At 64.4% G+C, this 612-nt stretch carries 1 pseudogene; it reads left to right on the forward strand.

What is annotated here, in order from left to right:
• A pseudogene (locus ACR0IP_RS23385) lies at positions 1 to 612 on the forward strand (glycine dehydrogenase (aminomethyl-transferring)); the annotation flags it as partial.

Genomic DNA, 612 nt, shown 5'->3' on the forward strand with positions numbered 1-612 from the left:
ACATCCTGGAAAACCCGGCCTGGTACACGGCCTACACGCCCTATCAGCCCGAGATCAGCCAGGGCCGGCTTGAGGCGCTGCTGAACTTCCAGACCATGGTCAGCGACCTGACCGGGCTCGATGTGGCCAACGCGTCCCTGCTGGACGAAGCCACAGCCGCAGCAGAAGCCATGGCGATGGCCAAGCGCGGCGGCCGGTCCAAGGCCAATAACGCGGCCTTCTTCGTGGATCGCAACTGTCATCCGCAGACCATCGCGGTCATCAAAACCCGCGCCGAACCCTTGGGCATCGACGTGCAGGTGGGCGATCCCGATCAGCTGGATGCAGGTGCCGTCTTTGGCGCGATCTTCCAGTATCCGGGCACCCATGGCCATGTGCGCGACTTCACGAACGAGATCGCGGCGCTGCATGAACATAACGCCATCGCCGTTGTCGCCGCCGATATCCTGTCACTGGCGCTGCTGAAATCCCCCGGCGAGATGGGCGCGGATATCGCCATCGGCTCGACCCAGCGCTTTGGCGTGCCGATGGGCTATGGCGGCCCGCACGCCGCCTACATGGCCACCACCGACAAGCTGAAGCGATCCATGCCGGGCCGGATCATCGGTGTGT

The sequence above is a fragment of the Ruegeria sp. AL11 genome (assembly GCF_056540865.1).